This is a genomic window from Sabulibacter ruber (assembly GCF_017355955.1).
GTDB classification, from domain to species: domain Bacteria; phylum Bacteroidota; class Bacteroidia; order Cytophagales; family Hymenobacteraceae; genus Nibribacter; species Nibribacter ruber_A.
Genome location: NZ_JAFFID010000001.1, coordinates 1817225 through 1837598, shown reverse-complemented (window position 1 = coordinate 1837598; position 20374 = coordinate 1817225). Strand labels below are relative to the sequence as shown.

Annotated in this window: 18 protein-coding genes; 12 read left to right on the top strand and 6 right to left on the bottom strand. The window is 41.5% G+C overall.

Features of this window, described 5'->3' with window-relative positions; translation table 11 throughout:
* The first annotated feature begins 172 nt into the window (after positions 1-172).
* From JT719_RS07470 to JT719_RS07415, 12 genes are all read left to right on the top strand, one after another.
* Positions 173-709, top strand: a complete 537-nt coding sequence (locus JT719_RS07470; RefSeq protein WP_278251835.1) for an acyltransferase — start codon at positions 173-175, stop codon at positions 707-709.
* Positions 710-728: 19 nt separating this feature from the next.
* Positions 729-1664 carry a glycosyltransferase family 2 protein gene (locus tag JT719_RS07465; protein ID WP_242693097.1) on the top strand — a complete coding sequence of 312 codons (936 nt, stop codon included), beginning with the start codon at positions 729-731 and terminating at the stop codon, positions 1662-1664.
* Between the two features lie 128 nt (positions 1665-1792).
* Positions 1793-2650 (top strand): glycosyltransferase family 2 protein, encoded by an 858-nt coding sequence (locus tag JT719_RS07460; protein WP_207432145.1) that lies wholly within the window; start codon positions 1793-1795, stop codon positions 2648-2650.
* Between the two features lie 48 nt (positions 2651-2698).
* Positions 2699-3475, top strand: a complete 777-nt coding sequence (locus JT719_RS07455; protein WP_207432143.1) for a glycosyltransferase family 2 protein — start codon at positions 2699-2701, stop codon at positions 3473-3475.
* Positions 3476-3520: 45 nt separating this feature from the next.
* Positions 3521-4699, top strand: a complete 1179-nt coding sequence (locus tag JT719_RS07450) for a glycosyltransferase (protein WP_207432141.1) — start codon at positions 3521-3523, stop codon at positions 4697-4699.
* A 113-nt stretch (positions 4700-4812) separates the two neighbouring features.
* Complete coding sequence (locus JT719_RS07445; RefSeq protein WP_207432139.1) at positions 4813-5772, top strand: glycosyltransferase family 8 protein; 960 nt, start codon at positions 4813-4815, stop codon at positions 5770-5772.
* A 147-nt stretch (positions 5773-5919) separates the two neighbouring features.
* The gene (locus JT719_RS07440; RefSeq protein ID WP_207432137.1) at positions 5920-6753 is read left to right on the top strand and encodes a polysaccharide pyruvyl transferase family protein; all 834 of its coding nucleotides are present in this window, start codon (positions 5920-5922) and stop codon (positions 6751-6753) included.
* A gap of 7 nt (positions 6754-6760) precedes the next feature.
* On the top strand, positions 6761-8230 hold the full coding sequence (locus tag JT719_RS07435; protein ID WP_207432135.1) for a lipopolysaccharide biosynthesis protein: 1470 nt from the start codon (positions 6761-6763) through the stop codon (positions 8228-8230).
* A complete protein-coding gene (locus tag JT719_RS07430) occupies positions 8230-9300 on the top strand; it encodes a glycosyltransferase (RefSeq protein WP_207432133.1) in 1071 nt (356 codons plus the stop codon). Before JT719_RS07435 ends, JT719_RS07430 begins: the two co-directional genes overlap by 1 nt.
* 271 nt (positions 9301-9571) lie before the next feature.
* The gene (locus JT719_RS07425; protein WP_207432132.1) at positions 9572-10504 is read left to right on the top strand and encodes a hypothetical protein; all 933 of its coding nucleotides are present in this window, start codon (positions 9572-9574) and stop codon (positions 10502-10504) included.
* Between the two features lie 487 nt (positions 10505-10991).
* Positions 10992-11822 (top strand): hypothetical protein, encoded by an 831-nt coding sequence (locus tag JT719_RS07420; RefSeq protein ID WP_207432129.1) that lies wholly within the window; start codon positions 10992-10994, stop codon positions 11820-11822.
* 78 nt (positions 11823-11900) lie between these two features.
* Positions 11901-12311, top strand: coding sequence for a GtrA family protein (locus JT719_RS07415; protein ID WP_207432128.1), 411 nt, complete (start codon positions 11901-11903; stop codon positions 12309-12311).
* A 249-nt stretch (positions 12312-12560) separates the two neighbouring features.
* Here the strand turns inward: JT719_RS07415 and JT719_RS07410 are convergent, their stop codons facing one another.
* The 6 genes from JT719_RS07410 to JT719_RS07385 all read right to left on the bottom strand — a co-directional run bounded on the left by JT719_RS07410 (position 12561) and on the right by JT719_RS07385 (position 20054).
* Complete coding sequence (locus JT719_RS07410; protein WP_207432127.1) at positions 12561-13361, bottom strand: hypothetical protein; 801 nt, start codon at positions 13359-13361, stop codon at positions 12561-12563.
* Between the two features lie 115 nt (positions 13362-13476).
* A complete protein-coding gene (locus JT719_RS07405) occupies positions 13477-14697 on the bottom strand; it encodes an HTTM domain-containing protein (RefSeq protein ID WP_207432126.1) in 1221 nt (406 codons plus the stop codon).
* Between the two features lie 646 nt (positions 14698-15343).
* Positions 15344-16837, bottom strand: a complete 1494-nt coding sequence (locus tag JT719_RS07400) for a hypothetical protein (RefSeq protein ID WP_207432125.1) — start codon at positions 16835-16837, stop codon at positions 15344-15346.
* Between the two features lie 192 nt (positions 16838-17029).
* Positions 17030-17458: a hypothetical protein gene (locus JT719_RS07395; RefSeq protein ID WP_207432123.1), complete on the bottom strand. Its 429-nt coding sequence runs from the start codon at positions 17456-17458 to the stop codon at positions 17030-17032.
* Between the two features lie 72 nt (positions 17459-17530).
* The gene (locus tag JT719_RS07390) at positions 17531-18979 is read right to left on the bottom strand and encodes a GMC oxidoreductase (protein WP_207432121.1); all 1449 of its coding nucleotides are present in this window, start codon (positions 18977-18979) and stop codon (positions 17531-17533) included.
* A 55-nt stretch (positions 18980-19034) separates the two neighbouring features.
* Entirely contained in the window at positions 19035-20054 is a 1020-nt protein-coding gene (locus JT719_RS07385) for a UbiA prenyltransferase family protein (protein ID WP_207432119.1), read from the bottom strand.
* Positions 20055-20374: the final 320 nt, after the last annotated feature.

The window sequence follows — 20374 nt, the reverse complement described above, 5'->3', positions numbered from 1 at the left end:
TTGTGGAGTAATATTTGCTCTGTTATATATTATATTTAAATTTTATAAAATAGTCTTTACGAAATTGAGCTTACTTCAGAAAATAAAGACAGATGAACGCCTGAAAGCAATAGCGCTGTATATGCTAATGCCAAAAAATCAGGCAAGGCCTCGGTGGTGGGTCCGGAATTTCATGAACCCTTTCTACCATAAGAAAGGCGATGATGCGGTTTTTAGGAGTACTTCAAGGCTAGATGTCTTGCCTTTCAACGCTTTTTCTGTCGGCAACAATTCTGTGATTGAAGACTATGCTGTCATCAATAATGGAATGGGGCATGTTCTGATTGGGGCGGGTACATTTGTCGGGTTGTACGGAGTAGTGATCGGGCCTGTCTCTATTGGAAACCAGGTGATCATTGCGCAGCACGTAGTCATTTCCGGCCTAAATCACGGATACGACAATATACATGTGCCCATCAAGGACCAACCCTGCAAAACCTCTGAAATTATCATTGAGGATGAGTGTTGGATTGGAGCAAATGCGGTGATTACGGCAGGGGTGCGGATAGGAAAACATTCGGTGGTGGCAGCGGGCAGTGTGGTAACCAAAGATGTTCCAGCCTACTCGGTTGTGGGAGGAAATCCTGCCAGGGTACTTAAAAGATACAACTTCCAGACCTCTGAGTGGGAAGGAGTCAAAAAGCTTCAAATTTTAGAGATTGTTTCCTAAAAACTAAATCAATTGGTAATTGAAAATAGCCCATTCTTTAATCGGAAACCACCCCGTCATTCTGAAGTTAGCAAATATGGAAAATGCTAGATACTATTTTCAGGATGTTACTTTGCTGATAACGCACTATAACAGAAGTAGTTCGTTGACGCGTCTGCTAAAGACGTTTCGGGAACTTGGCTGTGCTTTTGAAAAAGTTATTATTTCCGATGATGGCAGTAAGCCGGAGCATTTAGCTGTCTTGAGAGAGTTGCAGAAAGCGTTCTCGTTTCAATTGATTGCCAGCCCAGAAAATAAAGGATTAGGGCACAATATGAACAAAGGGCAGGATGCGGTGCAAACCACTTATACCTTGTATGTGCAGGAGGATTTTGTTCCCAAGAGAGCCTTTCTAACCCACTTTCGGGATGCGCTTGAAATCATGAACAAGCATAGTGATGTTGATTTAATCAGATTCTATGCTTATTTCAAATATCCTTACCTAAAGCCGTTTTCTAAGGGTTTTTCCGAAATGGTGTATAAACCATTGCCCTGGTATACCAATCACTTAAAGTTCTACTCTTATAGTGACCAGCCACACATAAGACGTACTTCCTTTTTTCAGAAGTTTGGAAGGTATCAGGAAGGTAAAAAGGGGGATGTTGTTGAATTTGAAATGTGCCTTTCTTTTATCAAGAACAAAGGAAAAGGATTGTTCTTTGAAGAATTTACAGGTGTTTTTGAACAAAAGAATACTCCTGATGAGCCAAGCACCATGGGGCGCCCTAAGTGGAAACAGCAAAAAGAGCCCCCAATTCTTTTCTTGAGGTGGATGTATTTGAAATATCGTCTTCTAAAACATACCCTTGAATTAATGTTGACTTCGCAGCAAACCCCAAAAAAAGATATGGTGAGGAGTTTTGATGAACAGGAAAATACTGTAGGAAGCAAAGTCCTACCTCAAGAGCTAATATAATTTCCTTCCATTAAAGAAGTAGGTTATTGAATATTAGTTATGATTTTTAGGATGTTTTATATATCTTATTGTATAATATTATCTAAGTTGCTTAGCATCTCTTTAGCCGTAAACAATTACTTATCCCTATGAGAGCTTTTTCAAATCCTAATTGGATAAACGATCTCAAATTTGATTACGAGAAGTTTGAAGATATACCATCTGTTGTTTTTGATAAAATCAACCGTGACTTAGATAGGGTACAAAGTAAAAGCCCTTTGGTAAGTATATTGATCTCTGCCTGGAATGAAGAGGTAAACATATTGAGATGTATTGCCAGTCTGTCAAGAATGGAAACCCAGATTCCATTTGAGATTATTGTGATTAATAATAACTCAAAAGACAGAACCCAGGACACTGTTGATAGGCTACATGTTAGATCCCTGTTTGAAGTAAAGCAAGGGTGCGGACCGGCAAGACAAACCGGGCAGGAAAATGCATCTGGAGAGTATATTCTATTGGCAGATGCAGATTGTTATTACCCCTCTTGTTGGGTTGATGACATGATGAAAGTGCTGATGAAACCTAACGTGGTTTGTGTATACGGGCGGTATTCTTTTATAAGTGAACCGGGTTTTCCCCGCTGGAAGCTGTACATTCTGGAATCCTTAAAAGACGCGATTTCTGAGATAAGACACCTGAAACGGCCCTATTATAATGCCTATGGCTTGAGTATGGGGTATGTGAAAAAGTATGGCCTGAAAGTAGGCTTTATAAAAACCAACTTCTGGGGTGATGATGGGCAGCTTTGTTTAGGCTTGATGCGATATGGTAAAATAAAGCAGGTAAGGTCAAATAGGGCCAGAGCCTGGACCAGCCCCCGTACCTTACAACGTACTGGTAACTTTTCCCAAGCTCTAAATGCCCGGGTAGTAAAAGAGCTAAAAAGGTTCAAGAACCATTTCAACTCCCGCATGCCTAAGAACATAAGCATGACCAATAAATAAGCTCATCTAAATAAACCATTAAAATTTAGCCTAAGTAGTCACTTGTTTATGGATACAGCGAAATGCTTTTTCAAGGATGTAACCTTGCTGATCACACACTATAACAGAAGTAGTTCTCTGGAGCGACTTCTCAAAGCGTATAGGGAGCTGGGTTGTGAGTTTGAAGAGGTTGTGGTGTCAGATGATGGTAGCAAGCCTGAGCACTTGAATGCCATTAAAGAACTCCAGCAAGATTATTCATTCCGGTTGATTACTTCTCCTAGAAACAAAGGCTTGGCTAACAATCTGAACAAAGGCCAGGAGGCAGTAAAAACCCCTTTTACGCTTTATGTCCAGGAAGATTTTATTCCATTAGAAGCTTTCAAAGAGCATTTTCCTGATGCTGTAGAGTTTATGAAAGCTGAAAAAGAATTGGACATCGTCAGATTCTATGCTTATTCCGCCTATCCTTATTTAAAGCCATATAAAAAGGGTTTTTCTAGAATGGTAATTAAGCCTTGGTTTACTGATTACAGAAAGATTTATTACTATACAGATCATCCTCACTTAAGGAGATCAACATTCCTGCAAAAATTTGGCCGGTATGTAGAGGGTATAAAGTCAGATAAGGCAGAATACTTAATGTGCCTATCTTTCATTCAGAATAAGGGCAGAGGGTTGTTTTATGATAGGTTCAAAGAGTTGTTTCTGCAAAAGAATTCTGCAGAAGAGCCAAGCACAATTCAGCGCAGCAGTTGGAAACAAAGTAAAGGTCCATTGATCTCTTTTGGAAGAGATATTTATAGACAAATCAAGTATAATTTTGATTTATATATTGCCAAATAGGGTAAGGTTGATTTTGTAGCGCAGCAATATTAAATAAGATCTTTTATGAACTTCGTTTTTGTAAGCCTTCAGAGAATAAATACAGATAGAGATTCTACCTCTACTTGTCTGGCGAAAGAATTGGCAAAGAAACATAACGTGCTGTATGTAAACTCTCCAATTGATAGAAAGGCTACGTTGACCTCCAGGAACGATGTATATGTTGATGCTCACATCAAAGCCATCAAAAATAAACAGGAACCATTGATTAAATTAGGTCCCAGGTTGTGGGCTTTGAATCCTACCAGAGTAATTGAGTCAATAAACTGGGTGCCATTTACTCCTGTTTTCTCTATCCTTAATTGGGTAAATAATTCCCGTTTAGCGAAAGATATAAAAGAGGCTACTGATCAGCTTGGGTTTGATAAATTCATATTAATTAACGATAAGGATATCTTTCGTAGCTACTATCTGAAAGAGTTCTTAAAACCAGAGAAGTATATTTACCTAGATAGGGATTATACACTTGGGCTGGATTACTGGAGAAAACACGGAGCCTCCCTTGAACCTAAACTGATGCAGAAGTCAGACGCTGTTGTATGTAATTCGTTTGATTTTACCAAAAGAGCCAAGAAATACAATGCCAATAGTTTTTACATTGGGAATGGATTCAATGTAGAACAGTATCTCTTAAGAGAAGCGAATCCAATGCCAAAGGATTTGGCTGGTATTCCTGGACCAATCATTGGATACGTTGGAGCTCTGATTACGCTTAGATTGGATCTGCAGCTGATGATTCAGCTTGCAAAACAGAAGCCCTCCTGGAGTTTTGTATTCATTGGGAAAGAGGATGATGATTTCAAGAACAGTGAGTTGCATCATCTGCCTAATGTGTATTTCCTGGGTATTAAGCATACAAACGAAGTGCCGGCCTATCTGGAGTACTTTGACGTTTGCATCAATCCTCAAATCTTGAATGACATCACCAGAGGTAATTTCCCTTTAAAAATTGTAGAGTATCTGGCCATGGGTAAACCCGTGGTTGCCACTTCAACCAATACCATGAGGGAAGTTTTTTCATCCTACACCTACTTAGCCGAATCTCCTGAAGAGTTTATTGCCCAAACTGAAAGAGCTTTATCAGAGGACAGCGAGGTAGAGCAAAAAAAGAGAAAAGAGTATGCCCAGGGTTTCAGTTGGGAGAAGGTAACGTCTACTCTTTTAACGTGTATTAGTCCCTCCTGACAGGAGGGCTTCTGTGTTTGATTAGTGTTAGTAGGATTCATCAAACTGGTGAATGTTTCATGCCAGCTTTGCGGAGCGGCTGTTTTTAGAATAAGTTGTTTTAATTATCCTTTATGAAAGGTTCTGGTCCAATCTCTATTGTTGTAGTATCGGATGACCATTATGTGGTGCTTTTAGCTGCATTGATAAAGTCCATTGAAGTTAATCATAAAACAGGGGAACGGTTAGACTTCTATGTGGTTGAAGATAGAGTAGGGGAGAAGACCAAAGAAAAACTTCAGGCTTCTATTAACCCTGAGGTAAGTTCTTTGTACTGGATCAGTATGAAGGATGCAATTCCATCCGGGATTGTACTTCCGCTAGATAAGAGTTCCTGGCCTCTTAATATTTACATGAGGTTCTTCATCTCCTACTTTGTGCCTCAACATGTAAAAAGGGTCATCTACCTGGATGTGGATATGATTGTTCAGGCAGACATCAGCACCCTGTGGAATATTGATATGCAGAGTAAGGTCATTGCCGCTGTCATGGACCAAAGAATCAAGACAATTGATTGTAGCTGGGGAGGAGTAGTCAACTACAAAGAATTAGAATTAGATGGTAGCGCCAAATACTTTAATACGGGGTTATTGTTGATTGATGTAGAAAAATGGCGTGAATCTGATCTTACAAGTAAAATACTGGATTGCATCAGGGTTAACGAGAACTACGCAAACTTCCCCGATCAGTATGGCTTGAATGTGGTATTGGCTGATAAATGGTTGGAGTTAGATGTCTTGTGGAATTATTTTGCCACAGGTGACCATGAAGATCCTTACATCATTCACTTTATGTCTACAAAGCCCATCTATAAGTCATATAACTTCAACACCCACTACCAGAACCTGTTTTTCGATTACCTAAGCTTGACTCCCTGGAACGGACAAAGCCAAATAAGTTCATCCAGAATATACCTGGCTAAAGCCCGAAACAAAGTAAGGAAGATATTGAAAAAGGTTTTTTGCTACGGGGTAATCCTATGCGGCTTATCTGTCAAGGCAAAAGTTGCGCTTACCGTGACTGAGCAGCTTTAAAGCCTGTATGTGTATTTAAAACAAGTTTAGATTTAACTTATTTTAGTTATTAATTAGAAAGTTAAAGTTACTATTTATAAGTTTATAAGAATAGTTGGTAAGTGCTTCAGTTATTCCGCTTGCTTTACCTTTTAAGTTTATTCAAATATGCCTCTATCTGAGAGAATCTTAAGACGCTTTTCCTTCAAAAATCCTGCGCCTGATGTTCAGCCCGATTCCCTGAATTATAACCACGTAGATTTATACTACTGGAAACCGCTGAACGGGAGCCAAAATTTTGGGGATCACTTATCTAAAGTAATTGTCACTAAAGTACTGGCAGATAGAAACCACCTTTTAGAGGAGGAAACAAAACATCAGCGTACCATGCTGGCTATTGGATCTGTACTCCATTTCGCCTCAGACAATGATGTCATATGGGGAACGGGGGTGAACGGTAAAGTGGATGTAAATGAGCATACGTTTTCCAGATTAGATGTACGGGCTGTACGAGGACCTCTTACCAGGGAGTTTCTGATGAAAAGGGGGATTCCGGTGCCAGAAGTTTATGGAGATCCAGCTTTGTTAATCCCCCATATTTTTCCAGGCAGGTTCAAGAAAGACCCCCAGAAAGAGTATGTAGTGGTGCCTAACCTGCATGACTTGAAAATTGCAAAGGTTCTGAATCTGAAGAATGTTATCTCACCGGTATGGGGTTGGAATAAATGTGTAGAGGAAATTCTTAAGGCTGAATTTGTTATTGCCAGTTCGCTGCATGGGCTTATCATAGCCGAAGCCTTTGGCATTCCGGCTTGTTACATACGGCTCACCGAAACAGAGAACCTCTTTAAGTACAATGACTATTTACACGGTACCGGAAGGGGAGAGATTGAGTTTGCTACAAGTGTAGCCCAGGCGTTGGAGATGGGCGGAATGCAGCCTCCAAAATTTGATGCTCAGAAACTATTAGATGCATTCCCGATAGACCTTTGGGAGAAATAGGGGTAAAATGAGCAGTAGTTCCGGTAAAAGCTTTATTAAAGGTACCGTTTGGGCAATTGCTGACAATTTCTTTCGTCAGTTGGTTACCCTCAGCGTGTTTGTTGTGCTTGCCCGGATACTTGATCCAGAGGTATTCGGACTCCTTTCTTTTGCGCTGGTATTTGTTAACATTTTTGTGGCCGTAATCAATGATGGTATAGTGACAGCCATCATCAGAAAAGCAGAGCCCACGGAAACGGATTACAACACCGCTTTCTGGCTTTGCATAGGGTGTTCTGTGCCAGCTTTCCTTTTCCTCATTTCTACAGCCGGCTTTTTTGAAGATCTGACGGATTCTAAAGGACTAGCCATTGTGATGCGGGCCACTAGTCTCATCATTTTGACAACTGGCCTTTCCAGTATTCATGAAGTCTGGTTAAGACGCCGCATGGATTTCCGGACAATTGCAATCCGGTCTTCCATTTCGGTTTCTTTAGGGGGTGCCATTGGGGTCATTTTGGCTCTGCAAGGCTTTGGTGTGTATAGCGTTTTGGCTCAACAGTTAACCACCGCTATTTGCCAATTGTGCCTGCTTTGGTTTACAACCTCCTGGCGGCCCGGAATGAAGGTTTCCAAAGAATCTCTGAAGGAGATCGTGAATTTTAGCAAATTCATTGCATTGTCAAACCTCAGCAATGCGGCTAACCAGAATAGTGACATATTTTTTGTGACCTACTATTTAGGGCCGGTAGCAACGGGTATTTACACCACCGGTAAAAGAATCTCCAGCACCTTGAATACGGTGATTTCTTCCGCCTTATTGCGGGTGTCAATGCCGGCGTTTGCGAAGTTGCAGAATGATGACGCAGGGTTAGCTAAAATGTACCTTCATGCTACTACCTTGACCGCCATGGTGACGGCTCCTGTGTTTATAGGGATTGCTGTTTTATCAGAGGATATCACCATTTTGGTATTAGGTGAAAAATGGATCAAGGCGGTGCCGGTCATGCAGGTGGTTACAGTTATTGGCTTCCTGACATCAATTGGGTATTACAACCAAAGTGTAATGGTTGCCAAAAACAAACCTCAGTGGCAGACCAGGTTAACCCTTCTGTATGCTATTTCCAATGTGGTTTCTTTTATAATCTTTACCCGTTTTGGGTTATTAGCCACAGCTTTAGCCTTCGCGGGCAGAGCGTTGATATTGTACCCGGTATCTGCCTGGTGTGCTTTGAAGTTGACAGGAATTAAGTGGCAGAAGTATCTGAAGGCTATTCTACCTCCGCTTGGCTCTTCCTTTGTGATGGCTTATGTGCTGTTTAATGTTGCAACCCTGCTGGCAGGTAATCTGCTTATTGTGCGGTTGGTTGTTTTGATAGGATTAGGAGCTCTTATCTATGGTATCCTGATGTACCTGCTAATGCCTTCTTCATACAGAAAGTACATGATTGATATTTTCTACTCTAAAGTCCTTAAACATCAAAAAGCGTATAATTAATGAGAGGCTTTGGAATTTTGGCATGCCCGGCTTATTCAACAAAAAAAGGGAACCCTTATAACTACTTGCTTTATAGTAACATTGAGCCTATAGGCCACCGGGTTTATGAGTACGATTTCTCTCTAAAGAAAAGCCTTCAATACATTTTCTCCTCTAAGTACCGGATATTCCACATTCATTGGCCCAGTAACGTTCTCTTTGGGGCTAGTACTTTAGAGAATAGAGTCAGGTTGGGTATTTTCTTTTGGTTCATAAACCTGATCAAGATCTTAGGCCGAAAAGTGGTCTGGACTGTGCATAACCTGGAAGACCATGAAGGCAAGTTTGCTGATCTACAGAAGAAGCTAGACATGTTTATGTATCAGAAGGTGGATGGATTCATTAGCCTTAATCAAACTGGTTTAGAAACTATTCGGCAAAAAGCGGGCGGAAACGGAAAACAACAGTTTCGCCACATTAATCATCCTCACTATAAGGGGTATTATCCCAATGAAGTGTGCCGGTGTGAGGCAAGGAGAAAGTTGAATGTGCCGGAAGATAAGTTTGTTTTTCTTTTTCTGGGGCAGATAAGGGCTTACAAAAATGTAACGGGGCTCATCAAGGCATTCAAAGGGTTAAATGATTCTAACGCCCTGCTGCTTATAGCCGGAAAAGTGCATCAGGATGTTAGAAATGAATTGAACGAGACGTTAAAGGGCGCTCAAAACGTTTTGTTTATTGATTCTTTCATAGAAGACGACGACTTACAATTGTATTTCAATTGTTCAGATGTGGTAGTCACTCCCTATAATAAGATATTTAACTCAGGTTCGGCTTTGCTGAATGTTAGTTTCAATAAACCAACCTTAGCCCCAGACTTATGGGCTTTAAGTGAACTGAAGCAGATGGTGGGCTCCAAATGGATTAAAACCTACCAAGGCCAGATTAGCCCAAAGGTTCTAGAAGAGTGTATGCAGGAAACAAAGCAAGAGAAAGTTAGCCATCTTAACCTGTCTCCGGCAATTGATTCCCTTGATCCGGAAAGAATAGCTTTGGAGACCATTGCTTTTTATAAGTCTTTGCTAAACTGAAGTCAGTAGTTATGCTGCTACTGAGCCCAGGTTGATTCTGTTAGCAGAACTCTACCATCATAGAGAAAAAGATTCGCTAATCTGCTTACAGAAAGAGTGGATTCTCTGAAAATCAAATGTGGATATAGAAGCGGTGAAATCTATTCTTTAAGTGTTTATTAAGTGAATTTCTTAAATCAATAAGAAAGTAAAACATTGCCCAGGTATGAAAAACGTAGTTCTATTATGTTACGGTAAAGAAGTTGAGTTCAAAAGAACTCTATTTTCAGTGTTGAGCTTTTTTAGTTGGTGCGGGAAAGAGAATGAAGAGGTGCGGGTAATCATTTACACAGATAACCCAGATTACTTCAAACCCTACTTTGCTGACTTGAACGTGACGTATGTATACGTATCAATGGGTGAAATACAGGAGAGCACCAATAAAACGGGGCTCATTTACCGGTTCAAGATTTCTGTGGTTGATAAAACGTTTCAGTCGTACCCCAAGGATGATATTCTGTATATAGACACAGATACCTTTTTTATCTCCAACCCTAAAAGCCTGTTAAAAGGCTTAGTTCCAGGGCAAAGCTTTATGCACGTTCAGGAATATTCATTTGAGGAAATGATAGATGTCTACAAATGGATGAATACCAGTGCGCTGGATGCTCAGGAATTTCCCAGGTCTTTTGTAAAACTTATTGAAAGCAAACCTTTCAGCATTGGGGGGAAGGATGTGCAGTTGCACAGAGGGCAGTACATCTGGAATGCGGGCGTAATTGGCGTTTCAAGTCAAATGAGGCAGTTTATTCCGGATGTTTTCGCCCTTTCAGATGAATTTTATTTGAAAACCCAATGGCGGATAAGCGAACAGTTGGCGTTTACGGTGGTTCTGAATGAAGCTTCAAAATTGCTGGAGTCAGCGGAATACATAAACCACTACTGGCATTACAAAGACAGGGTAGACCCAAGGCTAAATGAGTTATTCACGGCAGATTTCAAGAAACTAAGCAAAAACGAGAAGTTGCTTATGGTTCAGAAACTCACGCGAAAGCTGGATAAGTTGATCTATCATGAACAAATGATGACGAACACCAAGAACTACCTGCGGGAGAAGGACTATATGAGTGGTTTTAAGTTCGCGGTGAAAGCGCTTGCGGGGCTTCCTTTGAACGATGATCTGATAAAAATCATCAAGTACAGATTTTCCAAAGCAGCTTCCTGATTTATAGGGCACTTCTTCAAGAGGGAATACTCAATGCTTGTTCAGGCATAGTATTCCCTCTTTTTATTTGTGCTAACCTTAAAATTAGTGGCATTCAGAAGTTGTGAACTCCTAGGTGAAGGAATTAAACAGATTGTTAAGTGATATACTCCATACATCCAGACCATTATTTAGATTGAAATTGTTCTCTTGCAATATTGGTCTTGGCGTATTTAATCTTTTAACATTCAAGATGATAGTAACTTGCTGAGGTTGTTTTAAGTAAGTGAAATGAGGCTTTCTTCAAGCACCAGATGAAAATAACTTAAGTGTGCGGTGGTAATGGCAAACCCAAACCGCATAATATATATTTATATTATAGCTTAGGATATTGCAAAAATCAGAAGAATGAGTTATAATTGAAGAAGTTATTGTACAAATCGGCTTTAATTGTACTATCAATCAGTTTATATCTTCAAAATTGTAGGACCCTTTGCGCTTTTAATGCATGGAAAGCTTTTATGAGTTGAAATCAGGTAAGGTTTTGAAATTCCTTCTCAAAAGCCTTGTGGTATTATTGGTGTTAAACCTCACGGTGCTCTACATTGAGTATTACTTTGAGAATTACACCAATTCTAAAATTACCTCACGGTATACGTTTCAGACCTATGTAACCGGAATGTTTTATTTTGATGGCGAGCGGAACGTGCCAACATATTTTTCAACCCTAAATCTTCTTTTCTCTGCAATCCTGCTTTTTACGATCTCTAAATATGTGAAAAACAGTGAAGAGCCTGAATACTTTAGAAAATGGTACCTTTTGGGCTGCGTTTTCATCTGGTTGGCCTTGGACGAGCTATTTGTGTTGCATGAAATCAGCGCAAAGCCCATGCGCTCGATTCTTCAGAGCGTGCTTCAAAGAGACGATATAGGAGTTCTGCACTTCGCCTGGTTTGTTCCTTATTTTCTGGTAGCACTTTTTGTAGGAGCTTACTTCTTTAAGTTCATTCTGTCTCTTCCTAGAAAGACAATGCTTAGCTTTTTTTTGGCTGGAGTTCTGTTTATATCAGGGGCAGTGGGAATGGAGATGGTGAGTGGGTTGGTGGTAAGCTATAATATGCTTTCAATCTACAAACTGATCACAACTTTTGAGGAAACCCTTGAGATGATGGGGGTTATTCTGTTCATCCACTCGTTGGTGAGGTACATGGAGTACCAGAAAAATCTAGCCAAGATTAGCATTAACATCTCTGTGGGTGGCAAAAACCAGGACACAGAACCGGAAACGCTAAAAAATAGTGCTCCAGTTTCTAAGCATCTTGATATTCTGGTAGCATAAGCTTACTATTCATTTCAGGCATACTTACCTTGATGCCCTGTGACAGGTAACAGGGCATGCGTTTAGTTATAAGTTAACATGATATCTTTAGTTCCTGCTACGGCTAAGCAAAAAGAGGCTTTGCAATTGGTAAAGTTCATCATAGTAGGGGCCCTCTGTGCAGGGTTCGATATGTTCTTTTTCATCCTACTGAATGAGTACTTTCAGATAAACTACCTTGTCGCTAATTTTATTTCCACCTTCCTGGCCATTTTGCTGAATTATGTACTTTCAAAAAAATGGGTCTTTAAGAGCGGGAAGTATTCGGCAAGGGTTGAATTGATAGCCTTTGTATTGTTCTCGGTTGCTGGTTTCTTCATTAACCAAATCCTGATCTGGCTATTTGTAGAGAAGATTTTCCTGGATCCCAAATACGGTAAACTGTTAGCAATCATACTGGTTGCCATTTTCAACTTTGTAACAAAAAAGGTGTTTGTATTCAAAAGCTAGTTTCTGTTGAATCACAGATTTGCCTAGAGCAAACGGAAACTTACACGCTTTCTGGCTTAAACACCTTTGCATCAGTCTATCAGGTATGCTTTGATGAGCACCTCTGTTTTTAGGCTGTTTCTCAGAAAACCCAAAGAAAACGCCTGGGCAGTGCAAACTGCCCAGGCGTTTTCTTTGGGTTGAAATTTTGTGGCTGTGGTACAGCGGTCTTTACAGTAGAAAGTGGTTAATGCAGTTTTAGGCTGCTGCTTAAACTACTTGTTTGTTGGCTACACTGCTTCTAAGAGAAGTGGGTTGTTGGTCTCTTTTTTCCGAAAGTGAGGAAATCTCGGCTGAAGAAGTTCCTTGTGTACCGTTGGTGCCGAAATCAAACTTCAGGTTAAGAGATTTCTGGTGCAACTTCAGGTAAACCAGCAATGTCTTGATGAAGTACATAATGCCCAGCATCTCTAAGGATTCTTCAAAGGTGGTAATGACTTTGTAAGGATAACTATACTTGCCAAATATGCCCCGCAAGTATTCTCCCAACAATTCTATGCCTACTGCACCTATCACAACCAGCAGCCCCGAGGCAATAAACCCATACATGATGGGCTTAGGAAGGGAGAAAAACCAGTTTACAAAGAAGAAGAAAGAGAAGCCAGCCGCCAGAATATAGGGAATGAAGCCTGTGAACCTAACCAGTGGGATGTCATTGCCTCCATTCAAAATTTTCAACACCACAATAAAGGGCAGCCCCATGACCTCATGCAACATTAATAGTTCATCAAGGGCCAGAAAGAGAAACAGGAAACCTAAGAAGGACCATTGTTTATGGAGCCTGGGTGCGGCAGAGGCCCTGGTCACTCTTGAAATGAGAAACAGTAGGCCGGCGCTAATAAATAGGTTGATGGAGGAAATGTAAGTAGGGATGTTCTTCTCTCCGTTACAGTCAAACATGCCCACCACATAAGTATTGAAGGTGTAACTAGACGATATGCTTTTGTTTATCTCTATGTTTTTGAAATAATAGTCCAGGGAAACAGCTATCAGGCTTAGGGTTACCACCACAAGCAAGACCTTTAAATAGAACCTGAAAATCTTTGAAGGGTTTATTTTGAAGAGTATTTCCATTATGTATTCGTATTTAGAATTTCCTTCGGTGAAGCCAATCAATCCTTAGATTTTAATGTAAGCACAACTGTGTCCCGTCTTTGTAGAAGTACCGGAACTGCATGATTTTTTCCAGCATGCCATTTTCCTTTCTTAGCATTGGGTCATTGGCAGAAGCCTTGCTCCGGTCAAAGGTTGCCGGTACTCCATTCCTTTTGTAGCTGACTTGCTGGACTCTGCTTTTTCTTACATACCGTCTGAATTGAAAGTAGACTAGTAGTTTCTGTTCTTGCGCCATTCTCTGTAAAAAAGGGTCAGAAGAAGACACAATCTCTATCACATCTTTTTGGTAGTCAAATATCTGTGTGCTTGCCGGTACAATGAAATGGTTAGTGATACCTCCCTCGGTTCTTAAATTGGAAAACATGGCGTAAGAAGACTCTGTTTTCAAGCCCAGGTAAGGGCATAATCCGTTTACGAAAACAATGACAGGAATAATCATCAAGGAGAAGTGCGCAAAAGAGAACGCCTTTGGCTTTTCAGAGGCATCTCCTGATCTCATGGCCAGCATGAAGATCACTATGAAAGACACACTATAGCCGGTCCAGACTAAATGTCGGAAATAATCTTCAAATTCACGGTTGTAATAATGTACTAAGGCAACCAGCAATCCAACAGAACCAGCAAAAAAGAAAAGGTTTCTCAGTTTGAACTGAAGTAGCTTCCTCTTCAAGGCTGTTTTTTGACGCTTGAATTTCTGGTAGAGCTGATAAATCTGGTTGCTGAAACTTGTGCTGGTAAACAGGAGATAGAGGGCGAAGACTGTGGCAGAGAAATCATAAAACCCATTCAAAGGGTTGTACGCCAATATGCAATGGAATACCAGCCCTAACAATATTCCCCAGTTACGCGACCTCCGGAAAATGAGGAGTAGGGGAATAAGCGCCTCTATGAAAACGGTCAGGTATATGTTGATGGTGAGGAATATCTTGTCTGGTGGCAAGATGTTGTAGTAGTTATTCTGTAGAATCAGGAACCTGACAGCGCAGCTTGCCTCTGTGTTGAAGAAGTCTGCATTCAGTTTGTGGAAAACAGCAAAGAAATAGAGAATGATCAGCTGAATGTTCACCAAAGGGGCAAAGGTGTTTAACAGTTCTGCTTTGTCTATGTAAAAGCTCTTCCGTTTGAAAATAAGGTATACGTATGACTGAATAATGGTCAGGTTCATGAAGGCTGCTAACAACCAGTGGTTGGGTGCATCTGGCATATCTGTGTAGGCCTGATACATTTGCATGGTTATGAAAATCAGCAAGCGTACAAGAGAAGAGGGTTTGGCAATTAGTGCTAACGCCGAGATGGTAAGCAGGAAGAACGTTAAATTCAATGAAAATGAGTTGTGATTGGCCATATGGAAAATGGAGGCAATGGCCCAAAGACAACTAAAGATCTTGTATTTCAGAACAGTGGCCTTGTGGTTCTCTTGTGAAGAAAACCCCGCAGGAACGTCCAGGTAGGGTGATTCAATTACTGAAGGTGCTTTCCTGGTTAGTGGTGGATAGGTGTTCATGACAGCATTCTCTATCTGTGTTCTTTCCGTGTTTGCTTAGTCAATAATGGGGGATATGGCAATGCTTGAACTGTTTTGTTGAGGAACTTCTCAGTAAAGCGGGGAGGATCAGGTGGTTTAAACTAGCTTTTGTTGCAGGAAGCTGACCTTTGGGTGTGTGCTTACCGTGGGTAGGGGAAATGAGTTTTTTATTTAGAATTGGTATTTCAGGCTTAAAATGCAGCCTTTTTAAGAAACAAATCAAGAGAAAAGCATACTGGGCTAAGGCTAAAAAAGCATAGGAAACTTCAAGAGTATAGGCTCTCAGTGCAGATTTCCTGATGCACTGAGAGCCTTTGATCTCACATTACAATTGAATACTACTGGTTGAAGCTTAGTGGCGGCATTCCTGGGCCCCGCTTTTGTTGTAGTATCTGTAGTACATTACTTTTTCCATGAAGTAATTGCTTTTCTGGAAGAGTTCATGGTTTGCAGACGCCTTGCTTAACTCAAAGGTATACGGCTTCCCATTTCTGATATATTTCACATACTCTGGCCGTTCCATTCTCACAAATCTCCGGAACTGGAAGTACGGTACCAGTTTCTTTTCATCGGCTAAGTGCTGCAGGTGGTATTCAGAGGAAGAAACTACCTCCACAATGTCTTTCTGGTAATCAAATACCTGCACACTTGCAGGAATTATGAAGTGGTTAGAAATGCCATCCTCCGTTCTCAGGTTTGAAAACATCGCATAAGAAGATTCTGTTTTCAGGCCCAGATAAGGGCAGAGGCCGTTCAGGAACACTATCAGCGGAATCAAGATGAGGGAATAGTGCGAGATAGCGAACGGATTCTTTTCTTCTTTTTTCTCCTTCGTTCCCATAGACATGGCAAAAATGATGATGAATGCCAGGCCGTACGTGGTCCAGAGGATATGCCGGAAGTAGTCTTGAAACGCCTTGTTATAAACATAAACCAGGATCATGACGAAGACGATTGAGAAAGCAAACAAAGTAAAGTTGACCAGATTGAATTGGAGCAGCTGATTTTTCAGGGCTACTTTCCGGCGGATTGCTTTGGTGTAAAGGGTATTTATCTTACTACTGAAACTGTTGCTCGTAAACAAAAAGTAAAGGGCAAAGACAAAAGAAGAAAAGTCATAAAAACCATTGATGGGGTTATAGGCAATAATGAAGTGGAAGACCAACCCAACGAGTATGCCTACATAACGGGTTTTCCTGAATAACAGCAGTAGCGGAATCAGGGATTCTATGACTAAGGTAGCGTAGATGTTTAATGTAAGTAAGTACTTGTCTGAAGGTAAGATATTGTAGTAGTTATTCTGTACTAAAAGAAACCTTACCGCGCAGCTGAATTCGGTATCAAAAAAGCCGGCATTCAGTTTGTGGAAAACCGCATAGAAATACAGGACTATCACCTCTATCTTAACAAGCGGGGCAAATGTCTCCAGGAACTCCACTTTGTCTATGTAAAAGGTTTTCCGCTTGATGACCAAATACAGGAAGGAGTGGATGATGGTGAGGTTAACGAATGAAGTAAGTAGCCAGTGATTGCTTACCCCGGGAAGATCCAGCCCTACCCTGAAAATCTGCATACAAGCAAAGATGAGTAACCTTACAATGGAAGAAGGTTTGGCCATCAATGCAACCGCAGCACTGGTTAGCAGAAAGAAGGTAAAATTGAGAGTGAATCCATTGTAATTGGCCATGTGGAAAATGGAGGCAATGGCCCATACACAACAGAATATCTTATATTTTAAAATGGATGATGCATACTTGTCTGGCGATGCATATTCATTTAAAAAGCTATAGTAATTGATGCCTTTAGCGGTGAATGCCTGTTTAAACGAGAGGGTAGGAATGCTCATATACGCATATAACTTTTTCAGATTAAATAATTTGTTCTTGTTCTAGGTGCTGCTGCACCAGCATAGATTGGTGCTTATCCTTTTAAGCTTCCACTCCCCTTTGCTTACAGTTGCAAGCCTGTTAGACTTTGATTTTAGCTTGTTTTAAGAAAAACAGGCGTGAAACAGGGAAATGAATAGGGCAGAACAGACTTAAGATGAGGCAGACGGATAGTACAGGAAGGAGAATGGGTTGTAACAGGGCATCTTGTACGGCATGTTTCTATTGATGTACTTCACGGTTTTGCTCTCATCCATTTTATTCAGGAAGAAGTCAGTGGAGACCAGGTAGGTTTGTACTAGCTTCGTGATGGTGAGTGACTTAGTGGCATTTACCCCTAAATAGTAGCAAGACATTAAATTAAATTTCGCCTTCATGCTGGTGGTTATATAATGCCCTCTGAGGTAATCGTCTACAAATTGCTCTACTCCCGGTTTGTCCAGTTTAAGGTAGCTCAGTTCATTCATGATGACTCCTACGGCTGCATCCTTTAGAGAAGTAGAGATATATCCTAAACTGGGGAGGGCAATGGTTGCTGCTCCGGCCAGGCCAGTTAATCTTAAAAAATACCTTCTATTCATACCTGTATTCCTAATTGATTCTAATCTCGTTCGTGTTTCTAAACATGTATAAAGGAGTTATCCAACAGCTTTCTATGAGAGGCTACCAAAGGCTTTATCGGCGGCGTGCAGTGACAAGGCAGATAACGTCAGGGTAGGGTTGGCGGGAGTGAACGTGGTAAAACTGCCACTGCCCAGCACAAACAAATTACGGTATTGGTGATGCCTCAAATGTTTGTCTACCACCCCTTCATTGGCGTTGCCGCTCATGCGGGTGGTGCCCAGAATATGCGCCTCCGATTCTATCAAAGAAGAGTATTCAATTTTCTCTACAGGTAAGCAAGACAGAATACCAGGCAGCTTCTTCTTCATATTCTCAATGCCTTTCAAGGCGTACTCTGAAGGACCTTTGTGGTGAACGGCCGGCCTCAATCTGTCCGGGGAGGTTGTAACGTAGTTGTGGTCTTCGGGTAATTCTTCAAAGATCATCCGGAAGTTGATGAGATGCCGCCATTTACCTCGTTCCATTCTGATGTATGGGGCATTGTTGGATTCCATGAGGCAGGCGGCAAAGTCCTTCCGGTGGTCTCCGTCGTACAACATGTAGCCGTTAGCGTTCACCCAGGTACTGCCTCCCACATTTTCCAGATTATCCAGGTAAACAGATGCCTCCAGCGCTAACTGTTCTCCTAGGCCTTTCCCTGTGAATGGGTTTTTGTCTCCAGAGTTTAGGAGGATATTGGCATTGAACATGGCATTGGTGCCCAGTGCTATTATCTCTCCGGCAACATGATGCTCCTTGCCATCTTTGATAAAGTTGACTTTACGTGCTACGTTCTGCTCCAGATCAAGGCTGTAGACCTGTGCTCCATAAAGAAGTTCTACGCGTGGGTCCTGGTAAACCCCCATGTTGGAGTTTTCAATGGTGAACTTGGCATTCACAGGGCACACGTGGCAGACGGCACTGGCGCAGCAGGCATTTCTACCGTTTACGGCAACTCTGGCTCTGGCGGTAGGCTGGTTAATGTACAGGTTGCCATACTCCTTGTGCAGAATCTTATCTACCGTGGTAAACAGGTGTGGCGGCAACGGGTAAGAAGACTTTTTAGGGAACGGCGTGATTTCGGGCCCCGAAATAGACATGAGTTCCTCTACCTGAGTGTAGTACGGATCAAGTTCGTCATATTGCAGGGGCCAGTCATTCACAACGCCGTAGAGCGATTTCATCTTAAAATCAGCAGGCATGAACCGGGGAGTGCAGCCATACCAGCAGTTGGAACTTCCCCCAAAGCCTTGCGTGAACATCCACCTCTTCTTTGGATTGTGGTTGTCATATGTTTCCTGGGCATCTGGGTTTAATTTGGCATAAGGCGTTTCTTCTCCTCTTCTTTCTTTTACCCGCTCAGCATGAGGAAAGAAATGCCCTTTTTCCAGTACCAGCACCTTTGCGGAGGCTGGTGCTTTGCTCAGGTATTTATAGAGAAAAAACGTTGATGCAAACCCAGTGCCTACTACCACCAAGTCATATGACGTATGTTTCATTGACAGAAAATGTTATTGTCTACTCTTTAAGAAGGAGGGTCAAAAAAGGATTGTATTAGAAAGATTGCTTCAGGAACCAGTTTAAAGCCGGAATGTCTATGTAGACCAAGCCCATCAACAGGAGGGTGAAAAGAACTACATAAAGCATGAATCCCGTCTCTTTGTGCAGCTTTTCCGGACCTTGCACCACCGAGTCTTTGCGCAGACCAATCTGAAGATACCAGGCAAACATCAGGGCGAAGAACGGGAAGCTTATAAGGAGTTCTATCTTGTTTTTGATCAGGAAAATGCCCAGGAAGAATGCCGACGTGATGGCATAAAAGAACATTGAAATCAACAGGCTGTTTTCTGTATACCGCTTGAAAGATTTACGGTACAACCCGGCCAGTTCTGGGTTGTTGATGTAACGGTACTCGGCAAAGCGTTTGGTGGCCATCAGGAAGGCGCCGCCCATCCAATATGCTACAATGATGCTGCTTGGGGGAATCAACGCCCAGGCTGGGTTGAGGAAGCTTTCAGGAAGCAGGGCTGCCGGCACAAAAATGAACCAGCCTAGTGCTAGTCTGATAGGGTTGTTCACAGATTCAGAGAGAACATCCAGGTAAACCCGCTCTTTTGTGCGGAAGGGTCTTACATTGTACATGATGCCCATGAAAAGCAGAAAGCCTTCAATGGCCATGAACGGAAGTGAAATATAATAAGCCAGTGCCAGGCCAATAATGGCCAGCGCGAAGTACTCTGAGTACACATACCCAGGGCTCAACACCGTTACAACTGCTGACCTTTTCTTTTTCTCAGGGTGGAACCGGTCAAATTCGGCGTCTAAGTACTCGTTGATAGTGTAATTGGCAGAGGCAATCAAGCAGGTGCTCACAATACCCACTACAATTCTTAACAGAAGATTGAAGTCCAGGGTGGTATCATACACCAGGAAGGCGAAGAGCATACCCGGCAACATAAAAATGTTTTTGAACCAATGGTCTGGCCGGGCAATGGCGATATACTCTTTTAAGCCAGCAGGACGGAGAACAACTTCTGCATTAGACGAATCTGGTACAGTAACGGTAGGGTTCATACGGTAGTAGTTTATCTTTTTAGATTGTTTTGCCTACAGAGGCAATGGTTAGCTGTGATTTAATAGAAAAAGAATAATTAATCTTTGATAGTTATAATATTATGTTCAAAATCATGCCAAGGTTATGTAAAATATTTAAAAAAGATTATTTAACGGCACATAGCCGATTGATAAGTAGGAATATGCTTAGATTTTATATACTTTGATGGTAGTTGAAGGTGGGAAACTTACTATGTTTCCCATTTTGGATAAGAAAATCTCAAAAAGAGAATAAACAAGTTGGCCTCAATTTCCCAAAATGAAATACTTTCTCCCATTCT

Excerpts from the sequence above, each read along its gene's own strand:
- JT719_RS07415 (WP_207432128.1), top strand. The coding sequence starts at position 11,901 with ATGATATCTTTAGTTCCTGCTACGGCTAAGCAAAAAGAGGCTTTGCAA.
- JT719_RS07400 (WP_207432125.1), bottom strand. The coding sequence starts at position 16,837 with ATGAGCATTCCTACCCTCTCGTTTAAACAGGCATTCACCGCTAAAGGC.
- JT719_RS07435 (WP_207432135.1), top strand. The coding sequence starts at position 6,761 with ATGAGCAGTAGTTCCGGTAAAAGCTTTATTAAAGGTACCGTTTGGGCA.
- JT719_RS07420 (WP_207432129.1), top strand. The coding sequence starts at position 10,992 with ATGGAAAGCTTTTATGAGTTGAAATCAGGTAAGGTTTTGAAATTCCTT.
- JT719_RS07450 (WP_207432141.1), top strand. The coding sequence starts at position 3,521 with ATGAACTTCGTTTTTGTAAGCCTTCAGAGAATAAATACAGATAGAGAT.
- JT719_RS07405 (WP_207432126.1), bottom strand. The coding sequence starts at position 14,697 with ATGCAAATGTATCAGGCCTACACAGATATGCCAGATGCACCCAACCAC.
- JT719_RS07470 (WP_278251835.1), top strand. The coding sequence starts at position 173 with ATGAACCCTTTCTACCATAAGAAAGGCGATGATGCGGTTTTTAGGAGT.
- JT719_RS07445 (WP_207432139.1), top strand. The coding sequence starts at position 4,813 with ATGAAAGGTTCTGGTCCAATCTCTATTGTTGTAGTATCGGATGACCAT.
- JT719_RS07390 (WP_207432121.1), bottom strand. The coding sequence starts at position 18,979 with ATGAAACATACGTCATATGACTTGGTGGTAGTAGGCACTGGGTTTGCA.
- JT719_RS07395 (WP_207432123.1), bottom strand. The coding sequence starts at position 17,458 with ATGAATAGAAGGTATTTTTTAAGATTAACTGGCCTGGCCGGAGCAGCA.
- JT719_RS07385 (WP_207432119.1), bottom strand. The coding sequence starts at position 20,054 with ATGAACCCTACCGTTACTGTACCAGATTCGTCTAATGCAGAAGTTGTT.
- JT719_RS07455 (WP_207432143.1), top strand. The coding sequence starts at position 2,699 with ATGGATACAGCGAAATGCTTTTTCAAGGATGTAACCTTGCTGATCACA.
- JT719_RS07430 (WP_207432133.1), top strand. The coding sequence starts at position 8,230 with ATGAGAGGCTTTGGAATTTTGGCATGCCCGGCTTATTCAACAAAAAAA.
- JT719_RS07440 (WP_207432137.1), top strand. The coding sequence starts at position 5,920 with ATGCCTCTATCTGAGAGAATCTTAAGACGCTTTTCCTTCAAAAATCCT.
- JT719_RS07460 (WP_207432145.1), top strand. The coding sequence starts at position 1,793 with ATGAGAGCTTTTTCAAATCCTAATTGGATAAACGATCTCAAATTTGAT.